Raw genomic sequence first — 22,295 nt, 5'->3', positions numbered from 1 at the left:
TCCTGCCCTATGGGGCGAAATAGTAAATATCCAATTGGAAATTGCCCAGCCCGGAGAGGCATGAGCCGGACCCATCATCATACGGATGCGGGGCGGCGGCTGGCGCGAGGATGAAGCCGTGATTGCTGGATGGATCCTTTATCCAATCAACCACCGCCTGCGTCACGCTGGCTTGATTCATGTAATTGGACATGGATGTGAGAGGAGTGTTGTACGTTAGGGACGTCAATGATGGACTGCTTGCAAAATGTATGCCCGCGCTCAGCCCGCTCCAATCTTTTTTCGCTTTGCCTATGGCGCTGATGCACGAGGCGGGTTTCGGCGCGGCTATGCCGGTGGCGCCGTAGTTCATGAATACCGTTGAAAATCGCAGATCGGCGTTTTGAACGACCGCGTTCGGCGGCAGGCTTAAACTGATATCGAATTTGACGCCTGCGGAGTAGTGTCCTTCACGATAACAGTCATCGTCATCCACGATGTACGAACCCACCAGGACCTGCCCGTTTTGGTTGCCGAAACCGTTGTTTTGATTCTTATATTTATAGGTATCTGCCCCGCCATAATCGTCGCAGTCGCCGTCTTGAATCCATTGCCCGCCGGTGGTTAGCCATTGCGCCGCCGGCGTGATCGTTACTTTTTTCGCAGCGGGCGGTTGCCCGGGACAATACGTAGCCATTTCCGAAACGCCCATACCGGGGTAATCTATGTATGCCTCCACGCCGTAGCATTTTGCTCCCCACGGCAGCGGCAGGAAGGCGACCCGCATGGCGGAGGGGTGAACGTCTGCCAGAAATTTTTTCGCTTGAGTCGCCGGGTCAATCTCATACACGCCATACCCGGCAATTTCAGTCGCGCCATATTGACAAAAGCCGGGCCAGCAGGCTTCGGGCTTCCATTCCCATTCCAAAATAATGTTTTGTTTCACCTTGGCGTTCATGATCCCGGGACATAAGAATCCCGCCACGATCGGGTCTCCATGCGCGAGGCAATCTGCCGCGTTGGAAGGTTCTCGAAGCGCGTATGGCGGAGGCACGCTGTTCACGCCTAAAAATTTATCCTCCTTGATCGGCGGGAGTTTTGGCAAGCCTTTCAACACAAATCCTTCGCCGCTGATCGTCACCTCCGCGGAAGGATTGAGAACGTCGAATTTTGATTCTCCCTGCCCGAGGAATTTCAATGCGCCGGCAAGCCAGCCCCAGCACTGCGCTTGAATGACCCCCGTTTGGTTGGGGAAGATCACATCGAATTGCGCGTACGGATTGATGTCGTCTAAAAAACGAAACGGCGGCTTCGGCATTTTTTCCCAGATGCCGTTTCCAGCGGATGTGTAGCAATACGAATCGTCAACGGGTTGTAGGGGAGTGAACGTCCATGAAATGTAGACCGGAATAAATTCCAGTCCGGCGCCTTGCCCGCCTCCCGGCGCGGACCCTCCGCCGGGCGCGCCCTGCCCGACAGGAATCTTCACCGGTTGTCCATCTGGCAGTGGGGCGTTCGGGTCAAGTTGCGGATTCGTCTTTTGTATTTCTTCAGGCGACGCGCCGTACCCCGAACCGATCTCATTTGGGGTTTGATTTTCCCCGGCAAATACCTGTATCACGCCGTTGCCCGCCGAAACATTGACGATAACGGTCTGTGAATTCCCGGTCTCGCCTTTGGCGTTGGTGGCGCGTGCGGTGAATGTGTGAATGCCGGGCGTAAATGCCTGCCACGTCCACGCGGCGGTATCCGGCGGGTTTGCCGACCCGAACGGCTTGCCATCCACGAACAGTTCGATGCCGGCGATGGAGTCGGGCGCGACAGCCTGCGCGCTGATGGAAACATAATCGCCCGCGCTCACTTCCTCTCCGCTGGCGGGAGAAGTGATGAAAACAATAATGGAAGAATCCAACGGTTCCTCGAAGGCGGGCGGGCTCGACCGTACAAGCAACAGCCCGCCCCCTCCAACAACGAGGAAGAGGACGAGCAGGATTCCCAGAAAACATCCCCAGCGGACGGATCGGTTTTTCATTGGCTTCTCCTTATGCGAATCCGCGCGAGTGACGGATGGCTCGGTAGGGACTTCGCTCCATGAAACCTGCCAACCGCTCCCGTCCTTTTTGCGAACCAACTTTCGGTACACGCGCCGCGTTTGCATTACGCTCAGAATAGCAAATCACATGCAAAACCACATGACATAATTTTCCAGTTTTCTTCGGTTTATAATTTCCGCATGAAGAAAAATCAGATAAGATCCGACCGAATAAGCGGGGAGTCTGATGATTTCGGCTCGTTCCTGAAATATCTTCGTTTGCGCGCCGGGTTGGGTCAGCGCGATCTCGGCATCGCGGTTGGTTACGGCGAGGCGCAAATTTCGCGCCTTGAACACAATCATCGCCTGCCCGATCTCGAAATGGTGCGCGCGCGATTCATTCCCGCGCTGGAGTTGGACGATCAGCCTGAATTGGCGAAGCGACTCGTCGAATTAGCGCGCCGGTCTTTGCAGGCAGGCGATGAGGATGAGTCTCAGGTGGAAGAGATGGGGATATTGGAGGCGATCCCCTCAACGATGGGCTCGCAGGTCGCTCGCCAGTCTGTGGCAGATTCGATTCAAGGCGCGCTGGAGCGAAACCGCGTTGTTTTAGTGTATGGGTTTCCCGGCGTCGGAAAAAGCGCGCTCTGCGGCGCGATCATGAGACGCGCGTACGAGTCGAAACAGCCGGTGTTCTGGCATACGGCTCACAGGGCAGACCCTGCGCCGTTTGAAACGCTCCTGCGGCAATTGGCGTTGTTCCTCGTGGCGCAAGGGGTCGAAGACGCCGCGCTGTGGATCCAGCCGGGCGGGCTTCCCATCGAAGCGGCGCTCTCGTCTCTTGCGGAGCATCTGCGTTCTTTACAACCTCTTGTCTGCGTGGATGAATTTCATCATCTCGCCGCTCGCGAGCAAGCGGTTGCGATGACCGAGAAGCTGATCGGCGAAAGCCGCTCGCGCTTCCTGTTCGCTTCGCGCGAGCGCGTTGCGATCGCGGGCGCCGAGGCGATCCTGTTGACCGGGATGAGCGAAAAAGAATCGCGCGAATTGGCGAAGTCGCTCGATGTGTCGCTTGCCGACGATGCGTTCCATTCCCTGTTCGAGATCACGCAGGGCAACCCGATGATGTTGAAGTTGGCGAGCCAAGCCATTCGGCGCGAGCCCGCGCATACGGATCAATTCCTGCGCGCGCTTTCCACACAGCGCGAAGTCGCATCTTTTCTTGTGGAGAATGCCCTGCAAGGACTCCCGCCCTCCGCATTGAACCTCCTTTCGTTGATCTCGATTTTCAGGCAACCCGTCAACCTGCTCGATATTGACATCGTCCAACGCTTGCGCGAGGCGGAGTTGGCGACAGCGTTGGACGAGGCGTTGTCTGTGTTGCAAAAACGACAATTCTTCGATAACCCTGTCGAAGCGCGGCTGCACCCGCTTTTGAAGGAACATCTCGAAGCGATCTTGAACGCGCGCCCGGAATTACACCGCGCGCTTCACGAACTCGCGGCGCGACATCTCCGCGCGGTTGCCCCGCATTCGCTGGAAGCGCTCCATCATCTTACGCAGGCGAACGACGCGCCGGAGGTGTTGCAATACGTTCGGTCTGCGCATCTGCATTGGGATTCGACCGGGCAGGGCGAGTACGCCGCCGATCTGATCGCCTCCATGTTGAATCGAACTCGCAACACTCCCGCGTGGAACGCTCCACTGGAAGCGCAACTCCTTTCCTATCGCGGTCAACTGCTGATGAGCGGACGACGAGCCGCCGAAGCCGAGGCAGATTTTCGTCAGGCGTTGTCGCTTGCCAACGCGGCAGACGCTTTGCCGCCGGAGCGCTTCTCGATCTCTTTGCGACTCGCCCGATTCTTGTTACAGCGCGGGAAAGCGGCGGAGGCGGATCAACTGTGCGACGAAGCCGAACGTATCGCCGCCTCGAATCCGGATCCCAGCCTGCTCGCCGAGGCGTATGCCGTTCGCTGCACCTTGAGGCTGATCCAATCGCGCTTCGACGACGCGGCAGGGCTTGCCCAGCGCGCGCTCGATCTCGCCGAACCGCTGGAACATACTCACATCCAACTCGTGGCGGGCGCGCGGACCATGGCTTACAACACGCTGGGTATCGTCTCGCACATCCGGCGCGACATCCCCGCCGCGCTCGCCCATTGGCGCAATGCGGAAGACGCCGCGCTGTTGGCGGGCAATCTGCGCACGGCGTTTCGCATCAAAGGCAATATCGGCGGTTTGCGCTTCGATCAAGGCGAACTCGACGACGCCCGCCAAACGTATGAGGAAATTCTGGATGCGACGCAAGCGCTGGGCGATATCTTTGCGCTCGGAAAAATCTTGAACGCGCTCGGCGCGATCTATCATTTGCAAGCGCGTCCCGCCGAGGCGTTGGAACTTTTAGACAAGGCGAGAAAATTGAAGCGGTTGATCGGCGATGCGCAAGGCGAGGCGACCACCGACAACCAGCGCGCGCAAGTTCTGCTCGGAACCGGACGCGCCGCAGAGGCGCGGCAAGTTATGGAACGCCTGCTCAAACAAACCGAAGAGACCGGCGAAACGCGCTGGCGCGCGTCTTACCTCGACACCTTGGGGATGATCCTGCTGGGGTTGGGAGAATTCGATGAGGCGCGTCTGCGGCTGGAGGAGGCATCGTCGCTCCCCGGCGCCGCGGCAGACCCGCAACTCAACACATACCTTCGCAATCACCTCGCGCTTGCGTGTTTGGGTCTCGAGGAGGCTGTGGAAGCGGAAGAGGTATTGACCAAAACAGAAGGTATGCTGAATGACGGCATGGTCGCGCTGGAAAGCCGTCTGGTTCATGCGCTGGTCTTGTCGGCGCGCGGCAGGCAGGCGAATGCGCTCGCCGCGCTGAAATCCATTGAAGAAGACGCAACGCGCCAAACGCTGTGCTTTTTTGCCGGCATGGCGCGCCATGCGCGCGAAGCGATCAAAGATGGGAATTCGATCGGTCACTGTGTTTCTGTGTTGGTTTGCGGCGGGGCATTGGAGAACTAATTGCTACGGAACGTAGTACTCAACTTGCAAGATCGGGTGTGATGTGGCGGAGTAGTAATTTCCGCTATAAAACCGAATCCAATCGTTGCCCCGGTCCGCGTTATCAGGAAGTTGGAAGCGCAAGCGGAACTCGGTCGCGCCGGTTAAATTGATATATTGCAACGCGGATGGATCTAATGCCGCCCAATACCAGTCGGTGATCGGGTTATTGAGGATCGTCCCCGCACTGCTCAGGCTGGCTGGCGCTTGAAAATCTCCGCGGTCGAGGCTATTGACCCCCAGCACACCGGAGGAGCCGAAATATCCCTTTCGTATGTCCACGACGATGTTCTGGTGCGTGGTGAACGGGTTGGTTCCCATGTAACTCTGACTGCGGATCATCAGCGTCACTTTGGTCACAACGGCGTTATCGGGCAACGAAGCCGTCGAAAAGTGAAGGATGGAAATATATTGCCGGTCGCGGTTATCGTCGCCGAGGATGAATGTGGACTCGGACGCGTTGCGTGTTCCGCCGCGCTCGCTGGTCTTTTGTGATTCAAGAATCCAACCGTCGTTTGACCCGACCGACCTGAAAACTACAGTGACAGGGATTGGCGCGGGCTTGTTGATCGCGTATATTTCACCATTTAAGAAATTTCCATTGCCGGCGCCCACCCCGCCAAGCGGCTGACCGATCGAGTCGCGGATGCTGTCGTCGTCCAGCGCGTGCAGTTGAATTGTCCCATTGCCTGTGCCGGTGTTCACTTGCACCACATAGCTCGCGCCCGTTTCCGGTGTAACCCCCGCGATTGAAGCGCCGCCGACTCCGGCTGTGGTCAACACAAAATCTACAAACGGCGCAGACCAATCCACGCCGGTCACAGGTTCAGAAAATACCACGCGGAAGCGGACGATGGCTGAATTGGCGGGAGATGCGTCCACGCGCGTGACAGATAGCACTGTCGGGGGTGAATCGACCGGGAACGGCGTCAGGCTTGGCGTGGTTTGAGTCGGCGGGAGTCCAGTTGTGGCTATCTGCGTGACCGGGAATGGCGTGATGGACGGGGTGACTATGGGAGTCGGCGATTGAAAGATCGCGGTCGATGTTGAAGTGAGTGCTGGGAATAGCGTAGGCGTGGATGTGAATACCGCGCCAAATTCGAACGCGCCGCGATCGGGCGCCGAGCCGCTGTATGAATCGTTGATGCCGGGGATGGATGCGCCTCGATCCACATTCGGGCTGGATGCGCTCAGGGTGAAGTTTCCGCCGGTGGGGTCCGCCAGCCCCGGTGGCGAGTCGGTACCGGCGCACTCGAGTCCCGATGCCTTGCAGAAATTGCCGATGCGGTTGTAATTTGCGTTTTCCCATTTGAAATGCGGATTGCTCGAGGCGCGGGTGTTATAGAGGTTGTCGTTGTTCCAATCGTTGTTGGTCGAGCCGCTGGTCTTTTCGGAAAATGTAAACCCGCTCACTTGAAAAATATTGTTGCGCATGACGGTGTTATGAATGGGGCTGATCAGATCCATGCCGTTGGCGTCGGGCGAATTCGTCCATGCGGTATTGTGATAGATCATCACCGCGCCGTCTGAGTTGCGATCCCATTTGAACGCTTTGTTCGTGAAATTCGTGATGGTGTTGCGCGTCACCCACACGGGACCCACTGTGATCGGCGCAAGCGAAATGCCGCTAAAGGCGCGGTCGATGGTGTTGTTGCGGAAGCGCTGATTAATGCACGCGCCTTCGGGTTCCAAACCGTCATCGGCGATATCGTATATGCGGTTATTGTAGATATCCGCATCGAAAGCAATGGCTGGGTCTTCGCCCGCAGGTCCGGAAACGCCGGTGTAGATTCCATTGAAGATATGATGGATCTGATTCCCGCGCGCGATGGCGCCGTTATGCCCGCGTAAGACGATGCCCGTTCCCTCGTGCGCGCTTCCTTTCACGGCGTCCCATTGCCAATTGCCCGCTGTCGGATCGTAGATTTCGTTGTGCTCGATGCGCGTATCGTTGCCGAGGTTTTCGCCGCCCGTCCAATTGATAAATATGCCCAGTTGCATGTTGTGGATCTTGTTGCGGCGGATCACTACATGAGATGAATTCAAAGAACACACGCCGCACCCATCGGTGCGCGTGCCGTAAAAGCGCATTTCGAATCCTTCGATCCAGATCCATTCGCGCCCGTTCACATCAAAAGCATGGTTGAAACGCGGCGCTTGCCAGGCGCGCGCCGCCGGATCGTCCGCGGAACGCGCATAAAGCCGCAAGGTTGCCGCTTCAAAAAACCAACCCTCGGCAATCGGCGCGTTGTTATGTCCTATGCCGTTATTCAACCCGTTCATCGATTCGTATTGATACATGCGCTTGCCGTCCCGCGCGAGATAACCGATGGCGCCGCCTATTTGTGTAAACCAGATATTGGATTTTCCCACTGCTTGAGTCCAGACACTGCCCGAAAGAGTATCTGCCCCTTCGAGGATGGCGCCTCCTCCCTCCGCCTTGACCTGGATCCAGTTCCCCGGCGTTCCCGAAGCGGGGAACTGGACGTTTTCACGATACATCCCGTCTGCTACAAGGATTTGGGTACCGGCGACTGCCGCATTGACCGCTTCTTGAATTGTTCGGTACGGCGCGGCGACTGAGCCGTTTCCACCGGGCGCCGCATCATCGTTAACGCGCAGGACGACAGTCGGCGTGAACGAGATTTCATCGGGTTGCGTGACAACAACGCCGGCAATTTCACTGCCCCCATCCACAACCCTCACATCGTACGATGTGGAGGGGGACAGCCCGAAGACACTGCCCGCCAGCCTGCCATCATCGATTCGTTTAAGAGGATGTCCGCGTTTCCAATCGATCGTCCCGGTTTGTCGATAGAACAATTCGGCGGAGGGTGGCAGGTTCGCGCCGCTTGCCACAACCCCCACAGTTTCGATGTTGGCTAGCAGGCTGATCCCCGTGAATGATATTTGTTTGGAGGATGAAATTTTCGCTTGCGGATGGGAAACTTCACGAGTGAACAGGAGGCACACAAGGAACATCGACGCCATCGCGCGAACCATGTTTGGAAATCCAGGCTTCATGATCTTCCTCCGGAGCCTCTTGTGCCGGATGCATCCCTGCCTGACGATCAAAGCTCCATGCGAGAACAAGTTCCTGCCGCAGTTTCACTGTGTCAAGACAGATTCCGCGAGACTTGCCGGGCAAACCGATCGGTCTCTTGAATCTTCGTTCCAAACGTATTGTACAACTTAATCGGGTTCGGCGCTGGCTCGCGCCGCGATTTCACCCCTCGTCAATAAAAGAACGGCAAGCAGGATCAACCCGCCTCCCGCCAACCCGGTGGGAGAAAGTTGCTCGCCGAACAAGCTTGCCCCTAAAATAACCGTCACAACCGGTTCCAGAGTGGAGAGCATCGCCGCGTTGGTCGGTCCGACACGTTCCAGCCCCGCTAAAAATGCGACGACGGGAATCGCGGTCGCAATGAACACAATGCCAGCCACGGTAAACCAGCCGGAGTTTGTCGTTGGCAGATGCGCCCCCTCGAACGCCATCATCGTTCCGAACACCGCGCCTGCCGACGCAAAGATTACCGTGGACGATTGCACCGGCGAGACGCGCCTCATCACATTTGCGCCGACGATGATATAGACCGAGTAGATCGCCGCGGCGGCGATTGCCATCACCGCGCCAATCGCCTGCCCGCCTTGCGGATCAACGGTCAATGCGGTGCCAGCCAACGCAAGCGCGAGCGCCACGACCTTGATGCGCGTTATCCGCTCGTGGAACACGATCGCCGAAAGGATCAGCACAAAGAATGGATACAGGTACAACAGCAGCGCGACGAGTCCCGCTGAGGCGTATTGGATCGCCGTGAGATACAGGAACGATTGTCCAACATACCCGAACGCGCCCATCCCAATCAATTGGGCGAGTATTTTTCCCCGCGGCAGTGATTCGCGCCGCGCCGCCAGCAAAATCCCCATCAGGATTGCCGCCAGCGAAAAACGGAGGAACAGAACGGTAAATGTATCCATGCCGGCGGCATAGGCGTAGCGACCGAAAATGGCGAGCGTTCCAAAGGCGGCGGCAGAGAGGGCAATGAGAAGGATGCCTGTTAATCGTTGCATGAGACGCGAATTATACACACCGACTGATTACCGTACGGTAATCTAACACACCGACAGCAAACGTGGTTTCCCGAAAAATCATTTGAGACACCCGCGGGAGACGCATCCGCCGGGCTTTCGGACAATTTCCCACCTCTCTTTTTTGACAATTGCGGAAACAGCCATTTTGTTTGACGTGTTCCCTCGCTTGCAAGTATAATCTTTCAATCTCCCACGGTGGGAGATTTTATTGAGGCAACCATGGCTCTGCGCGGCAACTTACGCGATTTCACTATTACTCAACTGCTCAACTTGATCAACCTTGCTCAAAAAACCGGCACCCTCGTGGTGGATGGACCCAGCGAGCAGGCGTACGTGTCGTTCCGCGATGGGAAACTGGCATACGCCAAAGTAGGGCAGGACGATGGGAGCCTTGCGGCGGTCCTTCACAAAGCCAATAAATTGACCGTCAATCAATATCGCGCCATCGTCGAGCGCGCGGGCAAGATCAACGACAAAGAACTGGGATTGTTGCTCATCAACGCGGGGTATTTGTCGCAGGAGGAAATCCTCGCCAACCTGCAATCGTATTTTACCGACGCGCTTCGCCGCCTGTTCACCTGGGTGGAAGGGTTCTTCCGCTTCGAAAGTGAAATGATGGCGCCCGAAGACCGCATCAACGTGCGGCTTGACCTGGAAAACATCATTATCGAAGGTTCGCGCCAATTGCGCGAGTGGGAGCAGTTGCAAGACGAGATCCCCAGCCTCGATATGGCGTTGAAGTTCACCGACCGCCCAATGAAGAACGTGAACCTGAGCGTGGAAGAGTGGCGCGTGGTTTCATTCATCAACCCCAAGAACTCAATGAAGCAGATCGCGCAGACCAACAAGATGAACGATATCGAAATTCGACGGATCGTTTACGGCTTGTTACAGGCTGGGCTGGTGGAGATCGTTCGTCCCGAAGGGATGGTCGTTCAACAAAGCCCGAAGATGTTCCCGACGCAGGATAAAGCGGAACAGAAGTCGCTGGTGAACAAATTGATCGGGCGAATACGCTCGCTTTAAAGGAACAGGCGGAAGGATAAGTTATTATGCAAACAGTCAAAATGGTCGTTACCGGTCCGTTCAGCGCGGGCAAGACGGAATTCATCCAATCGGTCAGCGAGATCGATGTGGTTTCGACAGAGCGTAAAATTTCCAACGCGGCGGAGAAATCCGTCAAAGAAGCGACAACCGTGGCGATGGACTTCGGTCGCATTACCGTGAACGACGATCTCGTGCTGTATCTTTTCGGAACGCCCGGTCAAAAACGCTTCGACTTCATGTGGGAAATCCTTTCCGAAGGCATGCTCGGCTTCATTGTGATGGTCGACAGCACCCGCCCCGAAACCTTCCGCGAAGCGCGCTCGATCCTCGAAACCTTCCGCGCCTACGCGCCCACCCCTTATGTGGTCGCCGCAAACAAGCAGGATATGGAAGACGCCTGGGACCTCGAGGACATGCGCCACGCCCTGCGCCTCGACGGAAAAGTAAAACTTCTGCCGTGCGTTGCCACCGACAAAGGCACTGTCAAGACCGTGCTCGTCGAACTGCTTACCAACGTTCTCGCAGATTTGAAATAATTTTCTGTGTCTTCCATAACCACCGATCAAGGAATCGTTCATTATGAGGTGTTCGGGCGCGGCAAGCCCGTCATCCTCCTGCATGGCTGGCTGGGCTCGTGGGGTCTGTGGCAGGAAACGATGGCATACCTCGGTAAATCCTACCGCACCTACGCGCTCGACTTTTGGGGTTTTGGCGAATCGGGCAAGAAGCGCGAGACCTACGCCATACAAGATTTTGTCAGCCTGGTCAACCAGTTCATGGAGCAGTTGGGCATCTCGCACGCGCCGCTGGTTGGTCACAGTATGGGAGGCACGGTCAGCCTCTCGGTGGCGATCCGCTATCCCGAACGCGTCAGCAAAGTAGTCGTGGTCGGCTCGCCGATCATCGGCTCCTCGCTGGCTATCCCGTTGAAACTGGCTGGATACAAACCCATTGCCTTCATGCTCTTCAACATGATGGGCGTCTTCCGCTTTGGTGTGCGAGTCGCTTCGCCCTTCATCTGTCGCGACGAACGCTTCGCGGAAATGATGGACCGGGACCTCTCGCGGACGACCGTCGAATCATTCCTCCTTTCGATTGCTTCCCTTCGTCGAACGGATCTACGACCCATGCTAGACCAGGTCAAAGTGCCCGCCTTGGGCATCTACGGCGACCGAGATATTATCGTGCACCCCAAGCAATGGCAACCCATGCAACAGGGAATCGCTCATGCGCAGGTCGAACGATTCCCCCTACTGGGCCACTTCCCCATGCTCGAAGAGCCGCGCGTGTTTGCAGAAAAACTTAAAGCCTTCCTCGACCAAGATAGCGCCGCACTCGCGCGAAAGACCTCCCCCCGGGCTGTTCCACAAAAAACATCACCCTCGGTGACCTTGTAACATCATGATCGACACCTTCCATTATCCGAATCGTATGGGGCGGATCATTTTGCTATCCATGGAAGAAGTGATGGGGCGCAACGGCGTCAACGCCGTGTTGAATCTTTCCTCCCATAAAACATTGATCGAAAATTACCCAGCCGATGATTCGAAACTGAATTTCCCCTTTTCCACCGTAAGCGCGCTGGGCGGAACGTTGGAGCAGGTCTACGGTCCGCACGGCGGACGCGGGCTGGCGACCCGCATCGGGCGCGCCTGTTTCAATTACGGAGTCCGCCAATATAGCGGGCAAATGGGACTGACCGAGATGGCGTTCCGACTGTTGCCCCTGCCCGCCAAGTTAAACGCGGGCGCGCGGGCGTTTGCCGAACTGTTCAATAAGTTCACCGACCAGCGCGTGCGGATCGAGGAAAATGGGAACACTTTGCTTTGGCACATCGAACGCTGTCCCTTGTGTTGGGAGAGGCGGTCGCATGAACCGGTCTGTCATCTGGCGGTCGGGTTATTGCAAGAAGCCTTGTATTGGTTGAGCGGAGGGAAGATCTTCCACGTGGAAGAACAAACATGCATCGCCGCGGGAGACCAAACCTGCGCGATCGCGATCGATCCCTCGCCGATGTTATAAATCACAATTGACAAGGCTTCACGAAAGTTCTATCGGCGCGATTTGCCAGGCGCTATGAGCCTCATCGGAACCGGTCGGCATGAACTGCCGGCTAGCGAAGCGACTTGACCCTTTGCCCATTGGAATATACGTTGAACCTGTGCCTTCGCGCATATCCAATCAATGTGATCCCATACAATTCAGCCATTTCGATCGAGAGCGAACTCGGCGAGGTGCGCGAGATTAGGATCGGCGCGCCCAGCCGCGCGGCTTTTTGAAGCATCTCGGAACTAATGCGCCCGGTGCTGATGAGAATTTTTGTTTCGGGGAATTCATTGTTCAGCACGCACTGCCCCGCAATCTTATCGAGCGTGTTGTGCCTGCCGATATCTTCCGCGGAGTAAACGATCTTTTCCCCATTACTGAGCGCAGAAGTGTGAACCCCGCCGGTCTCGCGATAGAGTTCCTGCGCGGCAAAAAGATCTTCCACCAGAGCGCTGATTTGTTCAGGATCGAATTGAGGCTCGTGGGATTTGAATGACACCTCCACACGGGCGAGGGTTTCCACCGCGGTCAGCCCGCCCGCGCAACCCGACGTTCTCTTCCACGATTTGGGCTGTTCCACACTCCGATTGAGCCACACATCCACGTTGTCGCCGTGTTCGCACAAGCGCACATCGGCAACCTCATCCATGCGCTGGATGATGTTTTCGTTGTACAGGAACCCAACCGCCATGGCTTCGAGATCGACCGGGGTGCACATAAACGTCAGCCAGACCTCCCCGTTGACGGTGAGCGACACCGGCGCTTCGACGATGGTCTCAGCGTCGTAGCCTTCCCATTTTTTGAATTCGTATCTTTCGTAGTGGATCGATTTTTGAGGGGAAATCATTCAATCTCCTGCGCCTGTTGCGGCGCGGCATGGATTGTACCCGAAGGCGGCACCCTGTGGTTGTTCGGCGCGGTTAAGGGGGCGGCTATTTCGGTGTGTAAAGACACAGAGACCGCAGAGATTTTGAGGTTTTCTCTCTGCGGTCTCTGTGTTCTCTATGGTGAAGAGGGTTTTCACACACACTTGCTTCGCCTCATCCCTCGGTTCGCTAGGGCGCTCCGAAGACCACTGCGTAATATCCAAAATCACCGAAGAATGAATACCCCACGCCAACCTCTGTATATTTTGTGGTGAGCAGATTTTGTCCATGCCTTGGATCGGTTTGGTCGGTTGCCCACCATGCGACCACCTCTTGCCCGGAGGGTGGCGGGTTGCGCCCATACACATTTTCGGTCACTGCGCCGGAATATCCGGCGGCGGTGGCGCGTGATTGCGGCGTGGAGCCGTCTGACCCGCTGTGGACGAATAGGCTGTTGCATGCCATGTCGTTGCTGTGCGCTTGCGCGGCGGCGGTTAACGCGGGGTTGACGGTTAACGCCGGGAGGCCGTTATCTGCGCGGTAGGCGTTGACCGCATCCACGACCGCGCTCGTGTTCGTTGAACTGACGGTAAACGCGCAAGTTGCCGAAGCAGACCCAGGTCCGCCTGACGCGGTGGTTGCCGTCCCGACGGTGATGATGATCCACAGCGAGGTGCCGTTGTCGATCGGCATGGCTTCGCCGGCAGGGTTGCGCAGTTCGTAGTCGCCTCGGTAGGCGGCGTCTTTCGCCGGCGCGATCATGTTCACAGATATATCCAGTGTTTTGCCCGGTTGCGTGGCGCTGAGCGGCTTGGAATCTGGCGCGCCCATTTGTTCGCCGCTGGTGAACACAAGCGTGTATTTGTCGGTCCAGGCGCAGGTGCCGGTATTTTTCACCCGCCAGGTTTTGACGAACGCTTCGCTTTGATCGAGGTTGGTGTTATCTGGCACGGTCACATCGGATACGAAGGCGGCGCTGTCGGCACAACCTGACGAATTCGACTTGGCTGTAGGCGCGGCGGATGATGTGGCGCTTGCTTTGGATGCGGGCGCGGCAGGCGAGGGAAGATTCGCCTCAGACGTGGGCGCGGGAAGAGTGGTTGGATTCTCGTCAGGTGTGGACGTTCCTCCCGCCGCGCAGGCTGAGAGCGCCAGCGTCAGCAGGGCAACCAGGGAAAACGTTTTGCGGAACATGATATCGTCTCCTTAATGGGTGAACAGTAAACTACCTACCTGACAGATATAAAACAAGACGCAGACATTTGCGCCGAGCGCCAGTGCGGCGCGAACGCTGAAATCGCCGATACAGATGGATTGTTCAGAGTAGCCTCCCCAAAAAATCTGAGTCCGTCTGCGTTTTCACCTGCCCTTGCGGGCGGCGCTGGGGCAGGTGTCCAAAGGTGAATCTGTCGGGTGGCTGGAACAGTAAACAGTGTTTCAATAAAACGCCTTGTTGTCTTGCTAAAAGGTTGTAGGTTGTTTTTAATTGGGGTAGTTGGGTTATGGAACATGACGATTGCTCTGTCTTGCGGGCATTTCTCACAAAGGGGCGAAATAGCCGTCCACGAGTGGGATCACGAATACTTCAACAGGCTCAGTGCAAACTTGTGTGAAGGGAGGACAAGCTCATTTGTTTCTTCGCGGTTGGAATTCGTAAAGGGTTATTCTGAAGAGCGGCGCGTTTTTCTTCGGCAGGTAGAACTTTAAATGCAGTCCAAAAGACTTCTGCGGTGACTTAAGTGGTGGTCATAGAATAAATCGGCTCTCCCGTTTCTGACGGGGTTGCGACTCGCAGGAAGATTCTTTTCCACGAATTTACACGAATTTTTTAAACACTCCGTGTGAATTTGTGAAATCCGTGGCTAAGGTTTTTGGGCTTTCCCGTTAATAACGGTAGAGCCAATAAACCTTCTTGCTGATGGTCAAAAGTATAGCACAACCCAACTGCTAACTGATCACTGATAACTGATCACTCGTACGTATAAAACCCTCTCCCCGATTTCCTTCCCAAATACCCCGCATCCACCATCTTGCGGAGCAACGGCGCGGGGCGGTATTTGTCTTCGCCGAGGTCGCGGTGCAGGACTTCCATGATGAACAGCACCACGTCGAGACCGATCAAATCCGCCAGCGTGAGCGGACCCATCGGGTGGTTCATGCCGAGTTTCATCACCGCGTCAATCGCTTCTTTCGTGCCGACTCCCTCTTGCAGGGCGAAGATCGCTTCGTTGATCATCGGGCACAAAATGCGATTTGAGATGAAGCCTGGCGCGTCGTTCGCTTCCCACGCTTCCTTGCCCATGACCTTGCACAGTTCCAGCGTTGTGGCGAGAGTCTCTTCGCTGGTGGCGAGACCTTTGATGACCTCCACCAGTTTCATCAACGGCACGGGATTCATGAAGTGCATCCCGATCACTCTGTCGGGACGTTCCGTCTGCGCGGCGATTTTGGTGATCGAAATGGACGATGTGTTGCTTGCCAGAATCACACCCTCGCGCGCGTTGGCGTCCATGTCTTTGAAAATTTTGAATTTCAGTTCGGGGTTCTCCGTCGCGGCTTCGATGACAAAGTCCGCGTCTTTCATCGTGTCCATGTTCGACGCGTATTGAATCGCGTCGGCGGAGGCTTTGCCCTCAGCGGAAATTGTTCCCTTTTCGAGCAGTTTCGCCGTGGACTTGGCAATCGCGGCTTTGGCTTTCTCCAGCGCGGCGGGTTGAACGTCCATGCACGTGACTTGATACCCCGATGTCGCCGCGACCTGCGCGATGCCGTTGCCCATTGTCCCTGCGCCGATTACAAATATTCGTCGAATAGTCATGTGGTCTCCTGGTCGTATTGTCTCGTAGCCCTATTGCGATGCGGTTGGTCCGCGTTTGGATTTTCGTAAGTATGCGATGAAAGCGTTGACGGATTTCTTCGTTGTTGTTGCCATATCGTGAACCCGTTGGAAGTCTTCGGCACTTACGTATTTACGATCGAGCGCAAGATAGATTTCGGATTGAACTTCGCTAGCAGAACGTCGGGCATATTTCAAAAAGCGGATGAATTCTATGTCGGACCCATCGTCGAAACCTTCCGCGATGTTGTGCATGATCGAACCAGCGGCTCCCTGAATTTGGTCTCGTAAGCGAAAGTCTTTTGAGAATCTGACCTGCTCGGTCAAGTCATAAACCTGATTTGTCAATTCTCTCGCCTGTTGCCACGCCCGAATGTCCTCAAACTTTTCAATTTTCATTTTTCCTCCATGACTGATGTTAATGACCATCCAACGATTTGACCATGCGACCATCTGACCATGTGACTATCCGACTTTATCTCTCCAAATTTTGTAATTGTTCTTGATCTGCTCAATATGTCCAGGAATATGCGCCGAATAAATATTCAGCCACTTCTCGAACGTGTACGGCTCATCGTATTGTGGATGTTTCCCTGTGTGTTCAAAAACTTCGTCGGGTTGTTTCTTGAGCAATTCATACGTCGTCTTGCGGACGAGTCTCACAACGTCCAACGCGTCTTCCCAACTTTGATCGTGATAATCCAGTTCGATTGCCCACTTGTCCTGATCGTATCCCATGAACGCGCCGCCTGGCTCGACGATCAACTTGCGAGCGCGTAACGCGGCGTTTGATTCTGAATCTGCCAAATGCACCAACACCTCATGCACGCTCCACTCCTTCGGCTCAGGCTTAAACTTCCACATCTCGCGCGGGATGTCTTTGAGAGTCTCCATGAGCATGGAATATCCATCGCCATAAAGTTCGATCTTTTCGTTGCGTTCTTGTTTATCCATTGCATTCATCCCTCGGTGGTCGAGCGCAAGCGGTCGAGACCACCAGTAACCAAAATATTTTATGTTACAAAATTTAGTATGCGTACCTGTGGTTTCGATACATCCCGCGACAAGCATCGCGGGACTACTCAACCACCGTGTTTACTTGTTTGCAACACTTCTGTACACTCGCAATTCTCTAATCCTCTAATTCTCCGTTCCTCAGTCTCCAGTCTCTAATCTCCAATTACTACTTACCACTCACTCCACCTCCACCGCCATTGCGACCGCCTCGCCTCCACCTAAACATAAAGAGGCAATGCCGCGCTTCAACCCACGATCTTTCAAAGCATACAACAACGTCGTCAACACACGCGCGCCGCTTGCGCCGAGTGGATGCCCCAACGCAATCGCGCCGCCGTTGACGTTGACCTTGTCCCAATTCCAGCCTTGATCTGCCAGCGCGTACCCGTCCGCGAGAACTTGCGCGGCGAAGGCTTCGTTGAGTTCGATCAAATCCACGTCGGATAACCTCCAGTCAATTTTTTTCAACAATTTCGGAATCGCATGAGCGGGCGCGGCGAACAAATATTTCGGTTCGACTGCGGCTTGGGCATAGCCCACCACACGCGCCATCGGTTTTAATTTATTTTTTTCCGCGTAAGCGCGCGACGAGATCACAACTGCCGCCGCGCCGTCGTTCATGGGCGATGAATTTCCAGGAGTCACTTTTCCGTTTGCTTTGAAGGCGGGCTTGAGTTTGGACAATGCCTCGAGAGTCGAATCTTTGCGCGGACCCTCGTCCGTATCCACGATCACTTCGCCTTTGCGCGATTCGATTCGGACGGGGACGATCTCAGGCGCGAATCGGCCTGCCGCTTGCGCCTCAACAGCCTTCCCGTGCGAGCGAAGCGCAAAGTTGTCCATCGCCTCGCGCGTCACCTCGTATTCATCCGCAATAAATTCTGCCGCGTTGCCCATGCTCCAATTTTCGAACGGATCCCACAAGCCGTCTTTGAGCAGCACGTCGGTGAGCGGCTGGTCTCCAAATTTTAATTCGCCCGAACGACCCGCGACGAGAAACGGAGCGCGACTCATCGATTCGAATCCGCCCGCGACGAAGAGCGACGCGTCGCCCGCCCGAACAGCCTGACTCGCCATCATCGCGGCTTTCAACCCCGACCCGCAGACTTTGTTGATTGTGCTCGCGCTGACCGTGGCGGGGATGCCGCTCAAAATTCCCGATTGACGCGCGGGAGCCTGTCCCTCGCCCGCCTGCACTACGTTGCCCATGATAACTTCTTCGATCTCTTCGGCGTTGATGCCTGCCCGCTCCACCGCGGCTCTCACGGCGATCGCGCCAAGTTGCGTCGCAGGGACGGAACTCAGCACACCTTGAAATTTTCCAATCGGCGTCCGCGCGGCGGATAAAATAACGGCTTCTGTTTCTTTGGTCATGGGTTTCTCCTGAATGAGGCGATTATAAAGCCAAATGTGTCACTGTCATTGCGAGCGAGCGTTAGCGAGCGAAGCAATCCCCAACACTATGATGGAGACATTTTCCTCGTAGGGGATTGCTTCAGTGTATAATACACACAACATGTGAAAATTATACACATGAGAAAGAGGATGCGATGCGAACCAACATTGTGTTAGATGACAAGCTTATCGGACGCGCCCAAAAAGTAACGGGCATCAAAACCAAACGCGAAGTGGTACATGAAGCATTGCGGTTGCTCATCTTGTTGAGTGAACAAACTGATGTGCGCACTTTGCGCGGCAAGATGGCTTGGGTTGGCAATTTAGATGAACAGCGTCAATCGCGCGTTTCAACGAACTGACCATGCTTCTCGTTGATACCAGCGTTTGGGTGGATTATTTCAATGGAATTGAGAATCCACAGACCGACTATCTCCACGAAAACCTAGATCGGACCCCGATATTGGTTGGTGATTTGATTCTCGCTGAAATCTTGCAAGGCTTTCGGAGCGAGTCTGATTTTGAGAAGGTTCGCCGTGTGCTTGGCAAGTTCATTCAAGCCGATATGGTTGGAACGGAGTTAGCGGTTCAGAGCGCGAGGAACTTTCGGTTCTTGCGCCAAAAAGGGATTACTGTTCGCAAAACCATAGATAGTTTGATTGCCACCTTTTGCATCGAAAACGACCATCAACTGATACATAACGATAGCGATTTCGATGGTTATGAAAAGCATTTAGGTTTGCAAGTCGTTCATCCATAACTACTTATGATTGACTCCGAACATTCTCTCTACGAACTCCTCGGCGGCGAGACGGGCGTGCGCAAACTGGTTGACCGCTTCTACGACTTGATGGATTCCGCTCCCGAAGCCGCGGACATCCGCGCCATTCACCCGAAGAGTTTGAAGCACTCGCGCGAAAATAATTGACGCATCGGAATCGTAAACAACGACAAACTCATTTGAGTCACGCAAAGCTTGTTCAAGGATCGAAGGTTGCGAATCGTATCCGCCCTCTGCGTTGGGTCGCTCGCGGCGGATGTAGAGGTAATCAAAATCCCAAGTTGAAAGACAATCTATATCTTGATTCAAACACGACTGCGCGTGTGTATACTGGCGTAAACTTTCCAGCAGTGGAAGTTCAGGCGTCCACTCGTGACCTTGCGCGGTGACGAGACTCGTCCGTTCGGTGAGCGCGGGGAACCATTCCGAAAGCGGATCGCTCAACGCCGCGTCACCGGTCAACACGAGGAAGCGCGAGTCGGCTGGCGTGTTGTTGCGAATCCATGCGAACGCTTCTCGCTCCTCGGGCAAGAGTCGGAGTTGATTTCCCATCTGCATCGAGGCGATCATGCCAGAGAGAAATAAATATGCCGAGAGCCCGAGCAGGACGCGGCGCGAGAAATTCGAGTCGAATACACTCTCGTTGGGGGAGGGGAGGGCGAGTCCGTTGAGGGTTGAATCAAGTCCGCGCACGGCGAGCAGGATGAGGGGAGTCAAAGAAGCGAATGGCGCCGCGCGCGGGTCGCTCAAAAAACTGAGTCCGATCCACGCGGGGAGGAAAAAGTCGCGGCGGCGGAAATCCGCCAGAAGACCGATGAAACCAAGAACTGCAACGATGTCGAGGATCGCTTCGCCGCTCAGGTTGAATTGAACGAGGTACAGAAGCGACGAGGCGTAATCTTTTGGGTGCGCCGTGAGCGCGGCTTGAAACGGCGCGACGCCGTGACGATGGAGGACAGTGAGCCACCACGGCGAGGTGAGCGCGAGCGTGAGCGCGGCTGTGGCGAGGAGATGCAAAAAAGTTTTTTTGTCGCGCAAGAAAAAGAGCGCGAGGATCAACACGCTGAACGCGGTCTGAAATGTGATCTCTGGATGCGTGAGCGTGAGCAAAGACGCGCTGATCGAAAGAGGGATGATGTTGCGCGGCTCTTTTGTTTTCAGCAATTTGTACGCGAACGCGAGCGCGAGAAACGAAAAGACCAACGCGGGCGCGCGCGTGACGCCTCCGCCCATGATCGTCCAATCGAAACTTTTGGGAATCATCGAATAGAACAACGCGGCGATGGAGGCGTGAAGCGCGTCTTGTGTGAATTGAAGCGCGAGAAAATAAAACGCGAGGATGGCGAGCGTGGATAGGATCGCGGGGAGATAGGTGAAAATATCTAACAATGAAATTTTTAGAGCGGATTGAATTATTCCCGCCAAATAAAACCCCAGCGGCGGATACACAAACGGGATGCCCGAATTATTATAGGTTGTCGTCTCTGGCAACGCAAAATGATTCGCTTGTAGGTCGCGTGTCATTTGGAAGAAGAGTCCGCCGTCGTTGACGGGACCGTTCGCGCTCATCGGCGCGGCGAGTCGGATCATCAAGCCGAAGAGGAGCGCGGTGAGGAGAATTAGTTTTGCGAATTGGTCGTTGTTTTGCATAGGTGTATTGGGCGTTGTCATAAATAATCCGCAGATTTTGCAGAGTAGACAGATTGAAAAAACAATTTTTACCGCGAAGGCGCGAAGAGCGCTAAGTTTTCAAAGGTTTTCTTCGCGCCCTTCGGGCTTAGCGGTTTAAGTGTGATCTGCGGATGGCGTCTATTTTACTTGCACTTGTGGTAAAACATTCCCCGTGTACAGCCTCTATTTTCACATCCCATTTTGCGCGCATCGCTGTGCCTATTGCGACTTCAACACCTATGCGGGACAGGAAGCATTGATCCCCGCCTACGTGGATGCGTTGTGTAAAGAGATTGAATTTGTCGGCTCTCGTCGCGCTGAGCGGACACTGAGCGAGCGACAGCGAGACGAAGTGGCAGACGAAGCGCAGGTGCATACAATTTTCTTCGGCGGCGGGACTCCCTCGCTTCTTTCCCCAAGTCAATTTGATTCAATTTTCCGCAGCATTCGCGCCAACTTCAACTTGACCGACGATGCGGAGATCACCATCGAAGCGAATCCCGGTACTTGCTCGTTTGCGAATTTGCTCGAATTGCGCTCTATCGGAATCAACCGCATCAGTTTCGGCGTGCAATCTGCCAACATGGAAGAACTCCGCATGTTGGAGCGGACTCACAACTTCTTCGATGTGATCCAAGCCGTGACCTCCGCGCGCAAAGCGGGATTCGGTAACTTGAATCTTGATCTCATCTACGGCTTGCCCGAACAGACCCTGCAAACGTGGCAAACCTCCCTCCAGCGGATTCTCGACCTGCATCCCGAACACATCTCCGCCTACGCGTTGACCCTCGAACACGGCACGCCGTTCGGACGCTGGTCCGCAAAAGGATTGATGCCGCTTCCCGACCCCGATCTCGCCGCAGAAATGTACGAATGGGCGAGTGAAACTCTCGAAGAGAATGGTTATGTCAATTATGAAATTTCCAATTGGGGGAAACACGTCGAAAGTCGAAAGTCGAAAGTCGACTCTTCGACCTTCGACTTTCAACCTTTGACTCCTTCTTTTGCTTGTCAACATAACTTACAGTATTGGCGCAGTCTCCCCTACCTCGCCTTCGGCGCCGGTGCGCACGGATACGTGGACGGCTACCGCTACTCCAACGTGTTGCGTATCAAAACCTACATCGAACGGCTGAACACTGATCACCGTTCACTGATCACTGCTTTTCCACTCTCCCCGGTAACGGTGAATCACCACAAACAAACCCTCCAAGACGACATGTCCGAATTCATGATGACCGGTCTACGCCTGACTCAAGAAGGCATCTCCGAATCCGAATTTGCGGATCGCTTCGGAACATCCCTGCGTGAGGTCTATGGAAAAGAAATTGACGAGTTGTTGAAGTTGGGATTAATTGAATGGTGTGAATCCCCCTCTCCCAGCGGGAGAGGGGCTAGGGGTGAGGGAGAAACCCTACGCATTACGAAACGCGCCTGCCTGCTCGCCAATCAGGTGTTTATGAGGTTTGTGTAAAA

Annotated in this window: 18 protein-coding genes; 9 read left to right on the top strand and 9 right to left on the bottom strand. The window is 55.2% G+C overall.

Annotated features, from left to right (window positions below; all coding sequences use genetic code 11):
• Positions 1 to 7: 7 nt before the first annotated feature.
• Complete coding sequence (locus IPM31_01090; protein ID MBK9005563.1) at positions 8 to 2,011, bottom strand: hypothetical protein; 2,004 nt, start codon at positions 2,009 to 2,011, stop codon at positions 8 to 10.
• Positions 2,012 to 2,212: 201 nt separating this feature from the next.
• Between IPM31_01090 and IPM31_01085 the strand changes: the two genes are divergently transcribed.
• The gene (locus tag IPM31_01085) at positions 2,213 to 5,029 is read left to right on the top strand and encodes a tetratricopeptide repeat protein (GenBank protein MBK9005562.1); all 2,817 of its coding nucleotides are present in this window, start codon (positions 2,213 to 2,215) and stop codon (positions 5,027 to 5,029) included.
• A gap of 3 nt (positions 5,030 to 5,032) precedes the next feature.
• Here IPM31_01085 and IPM31_01080 read toward each other — a convergent pair whose 3' ends face one another.
• Together IPM31_01080 and IPM31_01075 are read right to left on the bottom strand one after the other, a co-directional pair.
• A complete protein-coding gene (locus IPM31_01080) occupies positions 5,033 to 8,092 on the bottom strand; it encodes a right-handed parallel beta-helix repeat-containing protein (protein ID MBK9005561.1) in 3,060 nt (1,019 codons plus the stop codon).
• Between the two features lie 168 nt (positions 8,093 to 8,260).
• Positions 8,261 to 9,139, bottom strand: coding sequence for an EamA family transporter (locus IPM31_01075; GenBank protein ID MBK9005560.1), 879 nt, complete (start codon positions 9,137 to 9,139; stop codon positions 8,261 to 8,263).
• Positions 9,140 to 9,379: 240 nt separating this feature from the next.
• Here IPM31_01075 and IPM31_01070 point away from each other — a divergent pair, with 240 nt between their 5' ends.
• Genes IPM31_01070 through IPM31_01055 form a run of 4 tightly spaced genes read left to right on the top strand, consistent with a single transcriptional unit; the run spans position 9,380 to position 12,229 of the window.
• Positions 9,380 to 10,186 (top strand): DUF4388 domain-containing protein, encoded by an 807-nt coding sequence (locus IPM31_01070; GenBank protein ID MBK9005559.1) that lies wholly within the window; start codon positions 9,380 to 9,382, stop codon positions 10,184 to 10,186.
• 26 nt (positions 10,187 to 10,212) lie between these two features.
• The gene (locus IPM31_01065; GenBank protein ID MBK9005558.1) at positions 10,213 to 10,743 is read left to right on the top strand and encodes an ATP/GTP-binding protein; all 531 of its coding nucleotides are present in this window, start codon (positions 10,213 to 10,215) and stop codon (positions 10,741 to 10,743) included.
• A gap of 6 nt (positions 10,744 to 10,749) precedes the next feature.
• Positions 10,750 to 11,604: an alpha/beta hydrolase gene (locus IPM31_01060; protein ID MBK9005557.1), complete on the top strand. Its 855-nt coding sequence runs from the start codon at positions 10,750 to 10,752 to the stop codon at positions 11,602 to 11,604.
• Between the two features lie 4 nt (positions 11,605 to 11,608).
• Positions 11,609 to 12,229 (top strand): 4-vinyl reductase, encoded by a 621-nt coding sequence (locus IPM31_01055; protein MBK9005556.1) that lies wholly within the window; start codon positions 11,609 to 11,611, stop codon positions 12,227 to 12,229.
• Between the two features lie 91 nt (positions 12,230 to 12,320).
• On the opposite strand, the gene fdhD is transcribed toward IPM31_01055, so the two are convergent.
• The 6 genes from fdhD to IPM31_01025 all read right to left on the bottom strand — a co-directional run bounded on the left by fdhD (position 12,321) and on the right by IPM31_01025 (position 18,346).
• Complete coding sequence (fdhD, locus tag IPM31_01050) at positions 12,321 to 13,100, bottom strand: formate dehydrogenase accessory sulfurtransferase FdhD (protein ID MBK9005555.1); 780 nt, start codon at positions 13,098 to 13,100, stop codon at positions 12,321 to 12,323.
• Positions 13,101 to 13,308: 208 nt separating this feature from the next.
• Entirely contained in the window at positions 13,309 to 13,812 is a 504-nt protein-coding gene (locus IPM31_01045; protein MBK9005554.1) for a CAP domain-containing protein, read from the bottom strand.
• Between the two features lie 1,276 nt (positions 13,813 to 15,088).
• On the bottom strand, positions 15,089 to 15,937 hold the full coding sequence (locus IPM31_01040) for a 3-hydroxybutyryl-CoA dehydrogenase (protein ID MBK9005553.1): 849 nt from the start codon (positions 15,935 to 15,937) through the stop codon (positions 15,089 to 15,091).
• A 30-nt stretch (positions 15,938 to 15,967) separates the two neighbouring features.
• Complete coding sequence (locus tag IPM31_01035; protein ID MBK9005552.1) at positions 15,968 to 16,354, bottom strand: four helix bundle protein; 387 nt, start codon at positions 16,352 to 16,354, stop codon at positions 15,968 to 15,970.
• A gap of 66 nt (positions 16,355 to 16,420) precedes the next feature.
• A complete protein-coding gene (locus tag IPM31_01030) occupies positions 16,421 to 16,909 on the bottom strand; it encodes a DinB family protein (GenBank protein MBK9005551.1) in 489 nt (162 codons plus the stop codon).
• Positions 16,910 to 17,149: 240 nt separating this feature from the next.
• On the bottom strand, positions 17,150 to 18,346 hold the full coding sequence (locus IPM31_01025; GenBank protein ID MBK9005550.1) for an acetyl-CoA C-acetyltransferase: 1,197 nt from the start codon (positions 18,344 to 18,346) through the stop codon (positions 17,150 to 17,152).
• Positions 18,347 to 18,522: 176 nt separating this feature from the next.
• Here IPM31_01025 and IPM31_01020 point away from each other — a divergent pair, with 176 nt between their 5' ends.
• The 4 genes from IPM31_01020 (at position 18,523) to hemW (ending at position 22,293) form a co-directional block, all read left to right on the top strand.
• Positions 18,523 to 18,729 carry a type II toxin-antitoxin system VapB family antitoxin gene (locus tag IPM31_01020; protein MBK9005549.1) on the top strand — a complete coding sequence of 69 codons (207 nt, stop codon included), beginning with the start codon at positions 18,523 to 18,525 and terminating at the stop codon, positions 18,727 to 18,729.
• Positions 18,730 to 18,731: 2 nt separating this feature from the next.
• Entirely contained in the window at positions 18,732 to 19,127 is a 396-nt protein-coding gene (locus IPM31_01015) for a PIN domain nuclease (protein MBK9005548.1), read from the top strand.
• A 6-nt stretch (positions 19,128 to 19,133) separates the two neighbouring features.
• Positions 19,134 to 19,295: a hypothetical protein gene (locus tag IPM31_01010; protein MBK9005547.1), complete on the top strand. Its 162-nt coding sequence runs from the start codon at positions 19,134 to 19,136 to the stop codon at positions 19,293 to 19,295.
• 1,696 nt (positions 19,296 to 20,991) lie between these two features.
• Positions 20,992 to 22,293 carry a radical SAM family heme chaperone HemW gene (hemW, locus tag IPM31_01005; GenBank protein MBK9005546.1) on the top strand — a complete coding sequence of 434 codons (1,302 nt, stop codon included), beginning with the start codon at positions 20,992 to 20,994 and terminating at the stop codon, positions 22,291 to 22,293.
• Positions 22,294 to 22,295 lie beyond the last annotated feature (2 nt).

The sequence above is a fragment of the Candidatus Defluviilinea gracilis genome, assembly GCA_016716235.1.
Lineage (GTDB): Bacteria > Chloroflexota > Anaerolineae > Anaerolineales > Villigracilaceae > Defluviilinea > Defluviilinea gracilis.
Note: the sequence above shows the minus strand (reverse complement) of the source record. Positions and strands in the feature narration are given on the sequence as shown.

Coding starts and splice junctions, on each gene's coding strand:
- IPM31_01090 (MBK9005563.1), bottom strand. CDS start 2,011: ATGAAAAACCGATCCGTCCGCTGGGGATGTTTTCTGGGAATCCTGCTC.
- IPM31_01085 (MBK9005562.1), top strand. CDS start 2,213: ATGAAGAAAAATCAGATAAGATCCGACCGAATAAGCGGGGAGTCTGAT.
- IPM31_01080 (MBK9005561.1), bottom strand. CDS start 8,092: ATGAAGCCTGGATTTCCAAACATGGTTCGCGCGATGGCGTCGATGTTC.
- IPM31_01075 (MBK9005560.1), bottom strand. CDS start 9,139: ATGCAACGATTAACAGGCATCCTTCTCATTGCCCTCTCTGCCGCCGCC.
- IPM31_01070 (MBK9005559.1), top strand. CDS start 9,380: ATGGCTCTGCGCGGCAACTTACGCGATTTCACTATTACTCAACTGCTC.
- IPM31_01065 (MBK9005558.1), top strand. CDS start 10,213: ATGCAAACAGTCAAAATGGTCGTTACCGGTCCGTTCAGCGCGGGCAAG.
- IPM31_01055 (MBK9005556.1), top strand. CDS start 11,609: ATGATCGACACCTTCCATTATCCGAATCGTATGGGGCGGATCATTTTG.
- fdhD (MBK9005555.1), bottom strand. CDS start 13,100: ATGATTTCCCCTCAAAAATCGATCCACTACGAAAGATACGAATTCAAA.
- IPM31_01045 (MBK9005554.1), bottom strand. CDS start 13,812: ATGCCGATCGACAACGGCACCTCGCTGTGGATCATCATCACCGTCGGG.
- IPM31_01040 (MBK9005553.1), bottom strand. CDS start 15,937: ATGACTATTCGACGAATATTTGTAATCGGCGCAGGGACAATGGGCAAC.
- IPM31_01035 (MBK9005552.1), bottom strand. CDS start 16,354: ATGAAAATTGAAAAGTTTGAGGACATTCGGGCGTGGCAACAGGCGAGA.
- IPM31_01030 (MBK9005551.1), bottom strand. CDS start 16,909: ATGGATAAACAAGAACGCAACGAAAAGATCGAACTTTATGGCGATGGA.
- IPM31_01025 (MBK9005550.1), bottom strand. CDS start 18,346: ATGACCAAAGAAACAGAAGCCGTTATTTTATCCGCCGCGCGGACGCCG.
- IPM31_01020 (MBK9005549.1), top strand. CDS start 18,523: ATGCGAACCAACATTGTGTTAGATGACAAGCTTATCGGACGCGCCCAA.
- IPM31_01015 (MBK9005548.1), top strand. CDS start 18,732: ATGCTTCTCGTTGATACCAGCGTTTGGGTGGATTATTTCAATGGAATT.
- IPM31_01010 (MBK9005547.1), top strand. CDS start 19,134: ATGATTGACTCCGAACATTCTCTCTACGAACTCCTCGGCGGCGAGACG.